This is a genomic window from Rivihabitans pingtungensis (genome assembly GCF_003201855.1).
Taxonomy (GTDB): Bacteria; Pseudomonadota; Gammaproteobacteria; order Burkholderiales; family Aquaspirillaceae; genus Rivihabitans; species Rivihabitans pingtungensis.
In genome coordinates this window covers 56,749-70,009 of record NZ_QJKI01000002.1, presented here as the reverse complement: position 1 = coordinate 70,009, position 13,261 = coordinate 56,749, and the positions used below count along the sequence as shown (strand labels likewise).

Sequence of the window (13,261 nt, the reverse complement as noted above, 5' to 3'; positions counted from 1 at the left end):
GCGAGTAGCCAGGACAGATGAAACACAAGCGTTCATGTTCCACGCAACAGCACTCGCCGCACTACAGCACGTCATTCCCGCGCAGGCGGGAATCCAGACGTGTCCACAGCGTACAGCGGGGGGGGTCTCACTAGCGCGGACCTGCGCCATGCCCACCGCACACGCTGTGGTGCGGCCTGGGTTCCCGCCTTCGCGGGAACGACACCGGGGGTGAGGCTCATGCCGAAAGTGGTCTAAGAGCTGCTCACAAAACCCTCCTGGCATCGTTGCCCGACCTTGCCTTACGCCCGTACTGTCTGCGCACGCCTAGCCATGATCGCTGCTCGGGGTTTTGTGCGCCGCGCTTAGAGCCGCTAACAAAACCCCCTGACGTTGTTGTGTGACCTTGCCGTACTTGTTGTACTGTCTGCGGTCACACGCCTAGTCAGGACCGCTGCGCTGGGTTTTGTTAGCCGCGCTTATTGGGTTTCGGTGCGATTGGGGGTAAAACTCTCCCACTCGCCGCAAGCCGGGCAGTGCCAGAAAAACACTTTCGAGCGGAAGTTGCAGCGCTTGCAGCGGTACACATTCAGCCGCTTGCCATGGCTTTGCACCAGGGTGCGCGCCACGTCGGCGTCCACCCGCTGTTCCGGCTCCAGGCCGGGCAGTTGCGCCTCAATCAGCCGGCCCAGGCCGGTCAGGCTGGGGCGACCGCGCACGGTTTCGCGCAGAAACTCCAGCGCGGCGGCGTCGCCATGCAGGGCGGCGATTTTGGGGTAGAGCACGTCCAGCAGTTCCAGCTGCGGATAGCTGCGCAAATAGCCGCGCAACAGCACCACGCCTTCGGCGGCGCGGCCCTGGCGCTCGTAGGCGTCCAGCAGGCGCTCGGCGGCCAGGCTGAGGTAATCCGGGTTTTGCGATTCAATGCCCTGCCAGGCGCGAATGGCTTCGTCCACTTCGCCTTGCGCCAGATGAATATCGCCGGCAATCAGGCTGGCGCGGCAGGAGCGACGGCTGGCGGCCAGCGCGTCGGCCACATGGCGGCGGGCGCCGTCAAAGTCGGATTTGATCAGCGCGCCTTGCGCCAGTTCGCAGTGGTATTGCGCCAGCTCATGCTGAAAGCTGAAGTCTTCGCTTTTCAGCTCGCGCGCCAGTTCGATGGCGCGCGGCCAGTTGCGCTCTTGCTGGTAGATTTCCAGCAGGCATTTGCGCGCCTCGTGCGCCAGCGCGCCCTGGCCCAACTTGACCAAAATTTCTTCGGCGCGATCCACCAGCCCGGCGCGCAAGAAGTTCTGCGCCAGCTCAAAGCGGGCGGCGTCGCGTTGCGAGGGGGTCAGGTCATCGGCGTGGTCTTGCAGCAGGCGGGTCAGCTGGCGGATGGCCAGGTCGTGCTCGCCGCGTTTGCGATACAGCCGCGCCAGCGCCACTTGCAGCTCGGCGGCGCGCGGCTGGTGGCGCACCACCTCGGCCAGCGCAGCGGCGGCGCGGTCGGTTTCGTCATCCACCAAGGCTTGCAGGCCGGTAAAATAAGAGGCCGGCACATGCTTGGCCTGACCCAGCACCTCGCGCATGTCCACCCGCGCCGCCAGCCAGCCCAGCCCAAAGAACACCGGAAAAATCAACAACCACCAAAGTTCAAAATCCTGCACGGTAAAACCATCCTCGGCGTCGCTCAGTCGGCGATCGAATCACTGGGGTCGTGGGTGACCTGGGTTTGCTGACGGGCGCGCAGTTCTTTTTTCAGCGCGGTGAGCTGACGGCGCAGCTTGAGCGAATAGGTAAAACCAGCGGCCAGACCAAAGGCGGCGCCCGCGGCAAAAAACGCCAGCAACAGCAAAATCAGCGGGGCTTCCCACACACCGCCCAGCAACAGATTCAGGCTGACTAGCTGGCTGTTTTGCATGGCCAGCAGCAGCAGAACGATAAAAACGGCGAGCTTGAGACCCAGAAACAGATAGCGCATGGCGACGCTCCCGGCAAAAACCAAAAGACCGTTAGTGTAAACGATTCAGGGCGGGTCGCGGCAGCCGTCAAGTCAAGGAGAGACAAAAGCGGGCGTCATGCGCAGCAGATGGCGTGGCGCATTGGCGGAGGCGTCTGCACTTCAGAGCGGCTAACAAAACCCAGCGAAGCGATCCTGGCTAGGCGCGCGACCGCAGACAGTACGGGTAGTACGGCAAGGTCGGGCAACAACGCCAGGAGGGTTTTGTTAGCCGCTCTTAGTGCGTCTGCGGGGCAAACACCTCGTCCAGCGAAGCCGCATCCAGCACCCGCTCGCCCCACAGTTCGAGCTCGGCGTGACTTGCCTGCTGCACGCGCAGCACCCACTCGGCCGGCAAGGCGCCAAAACGGCGATTCAGCAGCCGCAGCAAAAAAGCTGCCTCACCTTGCTGTATCCCTTGTTGCATTCCTTGCTGCAGCCCAGTCAGCACACCTTCCTCACGGGCTTGTCGCTCCACGCTGGTCACATAACGCATGGTGTTCTCCTGTTCATAATCAGCCAATTGCTGGCGAAATTGCTGGGTCAGCGCCTCGGGCAGGTGCATCATCCAGTCGATGACGGAAAAAAAATCCAGCACGGCCTGACGGGTCCAGCCTTTATGATACAACAGCTTGATTAAGCGCAACTTGCTGGCCAGGCGCTCGTCCATATTGCGCTTGCTGCGGCGAGTCAGCCAGTGGGCAGCGGTCAGAATGGCAAAGGGGTTGTCGCTGGCCAGCAGAGCATCCAGAGATTGGGCGTGTTCGCTCAATTTCACGGAGGGGAAGGCAAACTCCAGCGCGCATCCCCAACGCTGATAGCCATAGCGACTTGGCTTCCAGTGCGGATGCTCATCGGCTAACACCGCCAGAGAAACCGGCGGCTGGCCAAAGCGGTCAAAAATCCGGTAGTGATAGACAAACATGCGCTGGGCAAAGTCAGGGTCGTGCTGACCCTGCACTTCGATATGCACATAAACCAGATCATGCTGGCCCTGGCGGGTGCGCACTTTCACCAATTTGTCGGCGTAACGCTGCCCCAGGTCGGCGTCGCGCGCCAGGCCGGGCAGCTCCTTGTCCAGGGTTTCATAACCGGCCGCCCAGTCGATGTCTTGGTGGGCTTGCGGAAAATAGCAGGCGATGAAATCGGCGAAATACTCATCAATCGCCTGCTTCCAGGGGTTGTCGTAATCGTCGGCATCCATTGTGCGCTCCGGTCATCCATCACCCAGAAAGCATAGAACGCGCCCGCGCACCTGGCCAGGCGCGCGGCGGCAGGCGACAAAGCGCCAGGAGAGGGAGGTGTGGTCAGTGCCCCTTGCCAGCCGCCGGTTCGCTGAGGATGCCGCGCACGGCGCGCACCACGGTGGGCTGTTCCTGGATATTGGCCAGCACATCGGCCAGATGCAGGATGTTTTCCACTTGCAGGCGGAAGCGAATCTGGATGGCGCCTTCGCCGGTGTGGGCGTTCTGCATGTCCACGCTTTCGATATTGGCATGCGCTTCGGTGATGGCGGCCGCCACCGCCGCCAGTGCGCCGCGTTCGGTGTGCGCCAGCACGGTGATTGGCACGCCAAACAGACGTGGCTCGTCCAGGTCCCATTCGACTTCCAGCTGGCGGTCGTGGTCAATGCGCCCCAGCGTCGGGCAGTCGTGGGCGTGAATCATCAGGCCCTGGCCCTTGTTGATCACGCCGGCGATGCGGTCGCCCGGAATCGGGTTGCAGCAGGCGGCAAACTGCACGGCGGCGCCTTCGTTGCCGCGAATCATCACTGGGCCGGCGCGCACGTCTTCGCCCAGCGCTTCGCCGGCCAGCTCCAGCAGGCGGCTGGCCACCACCATCGGCAATTGCTTGCCGATGCCGATTTCCATCAGCACATCGCTGGACTTCTGGCCTTTTTCGGCGAATTCGCGCAAATACGCCTGCCAGGTGTCGGCGCCCACCGACAGGCTGCGGGTGGCCAGCGCCTGCACGGCTTGTTTGAGCAGACGCTCGCCCAGGTGGGCGGCTTCGTCGCGCTCCAGGCTTTTCAGATAGTTGCGGATGTGGCTGCGCGCGCGGCCGCTGGCGACAAACGACAGCCAGGCCGGGTTGGGCTTGGACTGGGTGGTGGTGATCACTTCCACCTGGTCGCCGTTTTTCAGCGGCGTGCGCAAGGGCGCCAGCTCGTGATTGATCTTGGCGGCAATGCAGCGGTGGCCGATGTCGGTGTGCACAGCATAGGCAAAATCCACCGGGGTGGAGCCTTGCGGCAGCACCAGGATGCGGCCCTTGGGGGTGAACACATAGACTTCGTCGGGGAAGAGGTCCACCTTGACGTGTTCGAGAAACTCGATGGCGTCGCCCGAGCCGGCTTGCAGCTCCAGGATTTCTTGCAGCCACTGATGGGTGCGCTGCTGGGCCTTGTCGATGGATTCGTCGCCGCTCTTGTACATCCAGTGGCTGGCCACGCCGGCTTCGGCGATATGGTGCATGTCCAGCGTGCGAATCTGCACCTCGATCGGCGTGCCATAGGGGCCAAACAGCGTGGTGTGCAGGCTTTGGTAGCCATTGCTCTTGGGAATGGCGATGTAATCCTTGAACTTGCCGGGAATGGGCTTGTACAAGGCGTGCATGGCGCCCAGGGCGAGATAACAGCTGGGAATGTCGTTGACGATGACGCGAAAGCCGTAGATGTCCAGCACTTCAGAAAACGACAGCTGTTTTTCCTGCATCTTGTGATAGATGCTGTACAGGTTTTTTTCGCGGCCCTTGATCGAGGCCTCGATATTGGCCTGCACCAGTTTTTGCGACAGCGCCTGCATGATCTTGCTGACCAGCTCGCGGCGGTTGCCGCGCGCGGCGCGGATGGCCTTGTGCAGCACTTGGTAGCGGTTGGGGTGCAGGTGCTTGAAGCACAGGTCTTGCAGTTCGCGGTAGACCTTGTTCAGGCCGATGCGGTTGGCCACCGGCGCGTAGATGTCGATGGTTTCCTGGGCGATGCGCCGGCGCTTGTCCTCGCGCATGGCGTCCAGGGTGCGCATATTGTGCAGGCGGTCGGCCAGCTTGACGATGATGACGCGGATGTCTTTCGCCATCGCCAGCACCATCTTGCGGAAATTCTCCGCCTGGGCGGTTTCTTTGGTCTGGTATTCCAGCCGCTCCAGCTTGGACAGGCCATCCACCAACTCGGCCACCACCGAGCCAAAGCGCTCTTCCAGCGTGGATTTGGCCACGCCGGTGTCTTCCATGGTGTCGTGCAGCAGGGCGGCGGCCAGGCCGTGGGCGTCCATCTTCCAGTCGGTGAGGATGTGCGCCACCGCCAGCGGATGGGTGATGTACGGCTCGCCGCTCTTGCGCACCTGGCCTTCGTGGGCGTCGCGGCTGAAGTCAAACGCCTGCCGGATCAGCGGCAGGTCGTCTGGCTTCACATAGGCGCGCGCGGCGCTCAGCAACTGGGCGGCCTCGTTGGCCACCAGTGCGTCGTAGTCGATCCGTTCGTTCACGTCACTGCTCATGCGCGTCTCGCTCTTTCGCCCGTTGCGCCGTCAGTCTCAGCCGCGATGGCGATCGAGCATTTCCCGGCCGACGTGGCCATTGGCCACTTCACGCAGCGCCAGCACGGTGGGCTTGTCCTTGCCGGCTTCCACCAGCGGGGTGGCGCCAGAGGCCAGTTGGCGGGCGCGGTAGGTGGCGGCCAGGGTCAGGTCGAAGCGGTTGGGGATGCGTTTCAGGCAGTCGTCAATGGTAATGCGGGCCATGGGTGTGTTTTTCCAGTGCGTAAAACTAAGGTGAAAGAGACAAGAACAGCCAGAATCAACGCGCCTGGCTTTGCATGGCGCGAACCTGTTCGCCGCGCGCCTGCATCTGGCGGGCAGTGCGCAGGCGTTGGGCGCGCACTACGGCGATCAGGTCGCGCACGGCGTCATCCAGCTGTTCATTGATGATCAGATAATCGGCTTCTTCGGCGTGGTCGATTTCCGAGCGCACCACGGCCAGACGCGCCTCGATGGTGGCTTCGCTGTCCTTGGCGCGGCCGCGCAGGCGCTCGCCCAAGGCTTCGACCGACGGCGGCAAAATAAAAATGCCGACCGCCTGCGGAAACGCCTTGCGCACTTGCTGGGCGCCTTGCCAGTCGATTTCCAGCAGGATGTCGCGCCCCAGCGACAGCTGCTCGCGCAGCCAGCGCAGCGAGGTGCCGTAGTAATTGCCATACACCTCGGCGTATTCCAGAAAATCCTTGCGGGCGATCATCGCCTCGAAGGTGGCGCGGTCAACAAAATGATAGTGCTCACCGTGCACCTCGCCCGCGCGCGGTTGGCGCGTGGTGTGCGACACCGACAGCTGCACGTCCTTGTCGGCGGCCAGCAGGGCGGCCACCAGCGTGGTCTTGCCCGCGCCGGACGGCGCGGTGACGATGAAAATGTTTCCGGTTTGCATGGCGGGAATTCCTTGGACAATCACCGTGGCAATCGCTCAGGGTAGCACAATTTGGCCCTGAATTGGACCATGACCAAGCCGCTGCGCACCTATCCGTGGCGCCATGCGCGGTGGCATGGTCAACCAAGCAGTCAAATTGGCGCAGTTTTGCCCTGGCGTGTTTTTGTGCAAACGCCGCATAATCCGCCCTGTTTTATCGTTTGTCAGGAATTTTCATGTCCACGCTTGACCCGCTGAACCACGCCGATTACATCCGCTCGCGCATCCGCACCGTGCCCGACTGGCCGCAAGCCGGCGTGCAGTTCCGCGACATCACCCCGCTGTTGCAAGACCCAAAAACCTTTCGAGTGCTGGTCGATGTGTTTGTGCACCGCTATATGGACCAGCGCATTGACTTGATCGCCGGCCTGGACGCGCGGGGTTTTATTTTGGGCTCGGTGGTGGCGTATGAGCTGAACATCGGCTTTGTCCCGGTGCGCAAAAAGGGCAAGCTGCCCTACACCACGGTGGCGGAAGAATACGAGCTGGAATACGGCAACGCCACTGTCGAAGTGCACACCGACGCTTGCCAGCCTGGCCAGCGCGTGGTGGTGCTGGACGATCTGGTGGCCACCGGCGGCACGATGATGGCCGGGGTGAAGTTGCTGTCGCGGCTGGGCGGCGAGATTGTCGAAGCCGGCGCCATTGTCGATCTGCCCGAACTGGGCGGCTCGCAGCTGATTCGCCAGGCCGGCATTCCGCTGTTCACCCTGTGTGACTTTGCCGGCCACTGAGCGCGACAGAGAACAACACAAAACAAAGCCGGCACGGTGTCTACTCACCGTGCCGGCTTTGTTTTTAGGTTGCGCGCCCAGGCGCTCAGGTCGGGCGGCGTTTCTTGCGCGGACCGCTGGCCATATAGGCGTTGGCGGCCTTGGTGGTGGCGATGATCGTGGGCGCTTGCGACGCATCTGCCGTCGGCTCGGCCGGCGCGGCGGCGGCGACAGGCGCCGGTCCAGCGCCAGCATCCGCCGCCGGGGCATCCGGCTGCGGGCGCGGCGGAACCACTGGCGCCACGGCGGCAGCCAACATCTGATCCAGCGTCATCTTCTTGGGCGGCTCAACCGGTGCGGGGACAGGTGTGGCCGGAGCAGGTTCGGTAAACGGCTCGTCCACCGTCGGCGGCTCAACCCCCGGCGTAATCTGGATCACGCCATGATTGGCCGGCGGCGCGGTGGCATCGCCTTCATTGGGCGAAGAGACCGCCCCCTCAGGATTGGCGACAGTGGACGTAGCAGCATCAGTTGCCGGGGTTTGCGCATCGGCCGCAGGCGTTTCTGCCGCTGGCGTCTCACCTGGCGTCAGGGTGGAGGCTTGCACATCCGGACCACGACGACGCGGGGTGACGCCGTGAGTAATAAAATACGGCCGGCAGGCATTGACCGCGGCTTCGATCAGTTGCGGGCCCTGAAAGATCAGGCCGCTGTAAATCTGCACCAGCGAAGCGCCGGCGTTGAGCTTCTCCCAGGCGTCGCCGCCGCGGGTAATACCGCCCACGCCAATGATGGGGATGGCGCCGTCCAGCGCATCGGACAGGCGGCGAATTACCCGGGTGGAGCGCCCCTTCAGCGGCGCGCCGGACAGGCCGCCATCCTGGGCGGCTTGCGGAATGTGCTGCACGCCATCACGCGACAGCGTGGTGTTGGTGGCGATCACGCCGTCGATTTCCTTGGCCAGCAGCACCTTGGCGATGTCGTCAATCGCCTCGTCTTCCAGATCCGGGGCGAGCTTGACCACCAGCGGCACATAGCGGCCATGCTGTTGGGCCAGCTCCAGCTGGCGCATCTTCAAGCGGCCCAGCAGCTCGGACAGCGCGGTCGAGCTTTGCAGGTCGCGCAGGTTTTTGGTGTTGGGCGACGAGATATTGATGGTGACGTAGCTGGCGTACAGATACACCTTGTTCAGGCAGGTGAGGTAGTCGTCCACCGCGCGCTCCATCGGCGTGAGCGCGTTCTTGCCGATATTGATGCCGAGCACGCCCTGGAACCTTGAGCGCTTGATGTTGTCCACCAAGGCGTCCACGCCATCGTTGTTAAAGCCCATGCGATTAATGATGGCTTCGGCTTCCGGATAGCGGAACAGGCGCGGCTTGGGGTTGCCCGGCTGCGGCAGCGGGGTGACGGTGCCGATTTCGACAAAGCCAAAACCCAGCGCGGCCAAGGCGTCCAGATAGTCGCCGTTCTTGTCCAGGCCAGCGGCCAAGCCCACCGGATTGGGGAAGGTCAGCCCCATCACTTCAATGGGCTGAGCCGGAATGGGCTTGTTGAGCAGGGTGTCCAGACCGTAGTCGTTAAGGAACCGCAAGGTGCCCAAGGTCACATTGTGCGCGGTTTCAGCATCCAGCCGGAACAGCAGGGGGCGAATGAGAGAATAGAGCATGAGTGCGGTTCTTGTTTAGCTAAGGTCAAGGGACAGTTGGCATGTTATCGGCGGCAACTTTACACAACTTGAATTGCCGCGCTTTTTTACGCCCACTCGTTATTCTTTTTTCATAATTCAAAGCTGAAATGGCGCGTCTCCGTGTCGCCATCCAATGACTGCCATGCAGGATTTTACCTGACAGTCAATGACAAGCGGGCAGCATGTTGCCGTTATAGCATGCCAGACCGTCAGGTCGCACGCGCTATGCGGCGAAAGCTCAACTCAACCCGGCTTGGCGCCGCGCAGCACACTCAGCCCAGCGCGCCAGGCCAGGCGCGCGCAGATCAAGCAGACACGGGCAACAATGCCAGGCGGGTTGTGTGAGCGGCGCTTGGCCCATGCCATCATCAACCGTATTCCTACGTAGCCAGTCTCATGATAGACACATCGCCAAGGGAAGGCCAGCGCGCCAGCTGAGCGTGTGACGCACGCGCCACACTGCCTACGCTCAGGCCTCGTCAAACCATTCTGGATCCGGCAGCGAGGCAAACACCTGACGCAGCCCGCTGGCCCAGCGGCCGCGCAGTTGCTGGAAGTATTCGTCGCCTTCGTCGATGCGATGCGGGCGCAGCTCGGCAAAGCTGTCGATGCGATAGCGCAGGGTTTCCATCGGCAAGCCGACGGACAAATTACTGCGGATGGTCGAGTCAAACGAAATCAACAGGCACTTCAGCGCCTCGTTCATATCGGTTTCGTAGCGAATCACCCGGTCCAGAATCGGCTTGCCGTATTTGGATTCGCCAATCTGGAAAAACGGCGTGTCGGTGGACGACTCAATGAAATTGCCCTGCGGATAGACATTGAACAAACGCGGCTGCTCGCCACGAATCTGCCCGCCCACCAGGAAAGAACAGCCAAAGTCGATATTGGACGCCTGCTGGCCGGTGTCGCGGTCCACCACTTCGCGCACGGTTTCGCCCACCAGCCGCGCCGCGTCGTACAGGCTGCTGATATTCAGCAGATGCTCGCCATCGTGCAAGGTGCGGGCGCGCAGCAGGCTGACCACCGATTGCGTGGTGGCCAGGTTGCCAGAGTTCAGCAACACGATGGCGCGCTCGCCCGGCTGCTGAAACAGATGCATCTTGCGGAAGGTGGCGATGTGATCAACGCCGGCATTGGTGCGCGAATCCGAGGCAAACACCAAGCCGTCTTTCAGGTTCAGGGCGGCGCAATAAGTCATGGCGAAGTGGCGAGTCTGGTCGAGTTAATAAAAAGTCGCGGCATTATCCGGGAAATTCCGGAACAAACACAGCATGATGAACGATTTGGCGGTTATTGCTGCGCCGAGTGTTGCGCTTGTCGCAGCATATCTTCCATGCTGGGCCGGCGCAGGCCGCGAATCGGGCAGGCGTCCAGCTCGTCCATGCCTACCGCCAGTTTGACATGGCCGCCGCCGGCTGGGGCAAGCGACATGGGGTCCACGCTGGCCCAGACGCCATCCCGCCACAGCTCCACCCAGTTATGGTGTGCCACCTCGCCGCCGTCGGCCAGCGACAGATAGCCGCTGACATAGCGGGCCGGTTGCGCCAGCGCGCGCAGGCAGCCCAACAGCGCATGGCTGGCGCCGACGCTGTCCTTGGCGGCGCCGGGCTGTTCGGCCAACGCCTGCGCCAGGCTCAGCGCGCCATGGCGGCCATGCTGGCGCACGGCCTCGGCGTGGCGCTGGGCCAGCGCCAGCCGCGCAGCGCTGGGCGCGGTGCGCGTGGTTTGCCGCAAAAACACCAGCGGGGCCAGCTCGTCGTCCACATCGTCGGCCAGCGCTTCGTCCACCTCCACCACGCCGGTGGCCAGCACGGTGATGTCCTGGTGGGGATAATCCAGCGTCAGCACATGCTGGCAATTGCCGTACGGGTCACGCCCGCTGCTGGCGCGCGCCGGCAGGCCCAGCTGCCAGGACAATACGCGCTGGCGGCGCGAGCTTTGCGGCGTCAGCCGCAGGCATTGGGTGCTGTGGCGCACCCGCTCCGGGTAGTGATAGACGCTGCGGTGGCTGATGTGCAGTTTCATGCGGCCTCCATATATGCGGCATGCAGTTCGTCGTTTAATTGCGTCAGCTGGTCGAGAAACTCGCCCAGATAATTTTGCAGGCCGTGCGCCAGAATATCTTGCAGTTCGCCGTACTCCAGCGCGGCGGCCAGCTCGGTGGCGCGCTTTTTGGCGGCGCGGCCGCGCGGGCCGCCGATTTGCGGCAGGATTTGGCGAATTTCGGCAAAACACGCCGCCAGGCTGCGCGGCGCGTCCGGGTTAAGCAGCAAAAGCTCGGCCACCTTGGGCGCGCTGACCGTGTCGTGGTACACCGCCAAATAAGCATCCTGGGCGCTGACCGACTCCAAGAGCGCCATCAGCCCGTAGTGATCCGCCATGCCGGCGCGGTGGCCGCGATAGCGCAGCTTGAGCAGGCGGGCGGTGTTGTCGGCGCGCTCGATAAAAGTGCCCAGGCGAATAAACCGATAGGCGTCGTTGCGGTGAATCGCCCCATAGGTGATGCCGCGAAACAGCTGCGAGCGTTCTTTCACCCAGTCGGCAAAATTGGCCGGGTCGGCCGGCGGCGCGTCGATGGCGGCCTGCATGCCCAGCCAGGTGGCATGGATGGCCTGCCACATTTCGCCGGTCAGCGCGTCGCGGGCGGCGTCGGCGTTGTCGCGGGCGCGCGCCAGGCAGCTGCGGATGCTGGCCGGGTGCGCGGAAAACCCCAAAAACGCCCACAGCGCCGCCGGGGTGAGCTCTGCGCCGTGCTGCGCGGCAAACGCCGCCTCGCTGTCGGTCAGCCGCAGCGGCGCGGCCATGTCCTCGCCGGGGCGGGCGGCCTTCAGCCAGGCCAGGCCCTGGTTCACCTCCAGCACGCGCGCCAGGTTTTCTGCGCGCTCCAGATAGCGCGACATCCAGTACAAATTGGCTGCGGTTCTTGCCAGCATCACGCGCCCTCCACAATCCAGGTGTCTTTGGCGCCGCCGCCCTGGGCGGAATTCACCACCAGCGAGCCGGCCTGCATCGCCACCCGGCTCAGCCCGCCAGCGACAATGCGGATATCGCCGCCGCTGAGCACAAACGGGCGCAAATCCACATGGCGCGGCGCCAGGCCGGCCTCGACCACGCTGGGGCAGGTGGACAGCGCCAGGGTGGGCTGAGCGATGTAATTGGCCGGCGCGGCCAGAATGCGCTGACGGAATTCGGCAATCTCGGCGCGGCTGGCCAGCGGGCCAATCAGCATGCCGTAGCCGCCGCTGCCATGAACCTCTTTCACCACCAGCTCCGGCAGGCGGGTCAGCACATAGGCCAGATCATCCGGTTTGCGCAGCTGCCAGGTTTGCACATTGTTCAGCAAGGGCTCCTGGCCCAGATAAAAGCGGATCATGTCCGGCACATAGGGGTAAATCGATTTGTCGTCGGCCACCCCGGCGCCGGGCGCATTGCACAGCGCCACCTGGCCCTTGCGGTACACCGACAACAGGCCGGGCACGCCCAGCAGCGAATCGGGGTTGAACGCCAGCGGGTCCAGAAACGCGTCGTCGATGCGCCGGTAAATCACGTCCACCGCCTGCGGGCCGGCGGTGGTGCGCATCCACACCCGGTCGTTTTGCACAAACAAATCCTGGCCTTCCACCAGCTCAACGCCCATTTGCCGCGCCAGAAACGCATGCTCAAAATAAGCCGCGTTATGCCGGCCGGGGGTGAGCACCACCACGGTGGGCTGCGCCACCGGGCTGGCTTCGCGCAGCGTGCTCAGCAGCAGGCTGGCGTAGTGCTCCACCGGGGCGATGTCCAGCCGGGCGAACAGCTCGGGAAACAAGCGGCGCATCATCTTGCGGCTTTCCAGCATATAGCTGACGCCGGACGGCACGCACAGATTGTCTTCCAGCACATAAAACGCACCGTCGCTATGTCGCGCCAGGTCCACCCCGGCGACATGGGCGTACACCCGATTGGGCAAGTCCAGCCCGTGCATGGCCACTTGGTATTGCGGATTGGTCAGCACCTGCTCGGGCGGAATCACCCCGGCACGCAGGATGTCGCGGTCGTGGTAGATGTCGTGCAAAAAGGCGTTCAGCGCCGCCAGACGCTGGCGCAGGCCGCGCTCCAGCTGCACCCATTCATGCGCAGGCAAAATGCGCGGCACGATGTCAAAGGGAATCTGGCGGTCCAGCGCCGGGTTGTCACGCAGGGTGAAGGTGACGCCATGGCGGCGAAACAGCAGATCAGCCTCGCGCTGACGGGCGGACAACGCTTCGTCAGACAAACCATCCAGCCATTGGGCGTAGGCAGCATAGTGCGCGCGCGGCGTGGCGCCGTCGAACATTTCATCATAAAGCCCAGGATTGGGCGGGGGCAGGCTGGGCATGGCGGCGCATTCCGGGCAAACAAGCATCAGCCCGATATTCAGCAAGGGGTGTGCCATGCTGGCGCGCCCGGACAATACGCTGC

Annotated in this window: 11 protein-coding genes and 1 pseudogene; 1 reads left to right on the top strand and 11 read right to left on the bottom strand. The window is 63.3% G+C overall.

Going from position 1 to position 13,261, the window contains the following annotated elements:
- Positions 1-458 precede the first annotated feature (458 nt).
- From lapB to gmk, 6 genes are all read right to left on the bottom strand, one after another.
- Complete coding sequence (gene lapB / locus DFR34_RS02250; protein WP_110389542.1) at positions 459-1,628, bottom strand: lipopolysaccharide assembly protein LapB; 1,170 nt, start codon at positions 1,626-1,628, stop codon at positions 459-461.
- A gap of 23 nt (positions 1,629-1,651) precedes the next feature.
- Positions 1,652-1,942, bottom strand: a complete 291-nt coding sequence (locus tag DFR34_RS02245; protein WP_110389541.1) for a lipopolysaccharide assembly protein LapA domain-containing protein — start codon at positions 1,940-1,942, stop codon at positions 1,652-1,654.
- 256 nt (positions 1,943-2,198) lie between these two features.
- On the bottom strand, positions 2,199-3,164 hold the full coding sequence (locus tag DFR34_RS02240) for a DUF4351 domain-containing protein (protein WP_110389540.1): 966 nt from the start codon (positions 3,162-3,164) through the stop codon (positions 2,199-2,201).
- Positions 3,165-3,267: 103 nt separating this feature from the next.
- Entirely contained in the window at positions 3,268-5,457 is a 2,190-nt protein-coding gene (locus DFR34_RS02235; protein ID WP_110389539.1) for a RelA/SpoT family protein, read from the bottom strand.
- A gap of 36 nt (positions 5,458-5,493) precedes the next feature.
- A complete protein-coding gene (rpoZ, locus tag DFR34_RS02230; RefSeq protein WP_110389538.1) occupies positions 5,494-5,700 on the bottom strand; it encodes a DNA-directed RNA polymerase subunit omega in 207 nt (68 codons plus the stop codon).
- A gap of 55 nt (positions 5,701-5,755) precedes the next feature.
- Positions 5,756-6,379: a guanylate kinase gene (gene gmk / locus DFR34_RS02225; protein WP_110389537.1), complete on the bottom strand. Its 624-nt coding sequence runs from the start codon at positions 6,377-6,379 to the stop codon at positions 5,756-5,758.
- A 215-nt stretch (positions 6,380-6,594) separates the two neighbouring features.
- Here gmk and DFR34_RS02220 point away from each other — a divergent pair, with 215 nt between their 5' ends.
- The gene (locus DFR34_RS02220; RefSeq protein ID WP_110389536.1) at positions 6,595-7,152 is read left to right on the top strand and encodes an adenine phosphoribosyltransferase; all 558 of its coding nucleotides are present in this window, start codon (positions 6,595-6,597) and stop codon (positions 7,150-7,152) included.
- A 634-nt stretch (positions 7,153-7,786) separates the two neighbouring features.
- On the opposite strand, the pseudogene DFR34_RS17480 reads toward DFR34_RS02220, so the two are convergent.
- The 5 genes and pseudogenes from DFR34_RS17480 to DFR34_RS02195 form a co-directional block, all read right to left on the bottom strand.
- Positions 7,787-8,797 (bottom strand): annotated as a pseudogene (locus tag DFR34_RS17480) (quinone-dependent dihydroorotate dehydrogenase); the annotation flags it as partial.
- Between the two features lie 490 nt (positions 8,798-9,287).
- On the bottom strand, positions 9,288-10,019 hold the full coding sequence (locus DFR34_RS02210; RefSeq protein WP_110389535.1) for a proteasome-type protease: 732 nt from the start codon (positions 10,017-10,019) through the stop codon (positions 9,288-9,290).
- Positions 10,020-10,111: 92 nt separating this feature from the next.
- Positions 10,112-10,846, bottom strand: a complete 735-nt coding sequence (locus tag DFR34_RS02205; protein ID WP_110389534.1) for a transglutaminase N-terminal domain-containing protein — start codon at positions 10,844-10,846, stop codon at positions 10,112-10,114.
- Positions 10,843-11,754, bottom strand: coding sequence for an alpha-E domain-containing protein (locus DFR34_RS02200; RefSeq protein ID WP_211309264.1), 912 nt, complete (start codon positions 11,752-11,754; stop codon positions 10,843-10,845). Before DFR34_RS02200 ends, DFR34_RS02205 begins: the two co-directional genes overlap by 4 nt.
- On the bottom strand, positions 11,754-13,235 hold the full coding sequence (locus tag DFR34_RS02195) for a circularly permuted type 2 ATP-grasp protein (RefSeq protein WP_308418004.1): 1,482 nt from the start codon (positions 13,233-13,235) through the stop codon (positions 11,754-11,756). Before DFR34_RS02195 ends, DFR34_RS02200 begins: the two co-directional genes overlap by 1 nt.
- Positions 13,236-13,261: the final 26 nt, after the last annotated feature.

Bases quoted from the DNA above. Each gene is read 5' to 3' on its own strand.
- DFR34_RS02245 (WP_110389541.1), bottom strand. From the start codon at position 1,942: ATGCGCTATCTGTTTCTGGGTCTCAAGCTCGCCGTTTTTATCGTTCTG.
- DFR34_RS02240 (WP_110389540.1), bottom strand. From the start codon at position 3,164: ATGGATGCCGACGATTACGACAACCCCTGGAAGCAGGCGATTGATGAG.
- DFR34_RS02235 (WP_110389539.1), bottom strand. From the start codon at position 5,457: ATGAGCAGTGACGTGAACGAACGGATCGACTACGACGCACTGGTGGCC.
- rpoZ (WP_110389538.1), bottom strand. From the start codon at position 5,700: ATGGCCCGCATTACCATTGACGACTGCCTGAAACGCATCCCCAACCGC.
- gmk (WP_110389537.1), bottom strand. From the start codon at position 6,379: ATGCAAACCGGAAACATTTTCATCGTCACCGCGCCGTCCGGCGCGGGC.
- DFR34_RS02220 (WP_110389536.1), top strand. From the start codon at position 6,595: ATGTCCACGCTTGACCCGCTGAACCACGCCGATTACATCCGCTCGCGC.
- DFR34_RS02210 (WP_110389535.1), bottom strand. From the start codon at position 10,019: ATGACTTATTGCGCCGCCCTGAACCTGAAAGACGGCTTGGTGTTTGCC.
- DFR34_RS02205 (WP_110389534.1), bottom strand. From the start codon at position 10,846: ATGAAACTGCACATCAGCCACCGCAGCGTCTATCACTACCCGGAGCGG.
- DFR34_RS02200 (WP_211309264.1), bottom strand. From the start codon at position 11,754: ATGCTGGCAAGAACCGCAGCCAATTTGTACTGGATGTCGCGCTATCTG.
- DFR34_RS02195 (WP_308418004.1), bottom strand. From the start codon at position 13,235: ATGGCACACCCCTTGCTGAATATCGGGCTGATGCTTGTTTGCCCGGAA.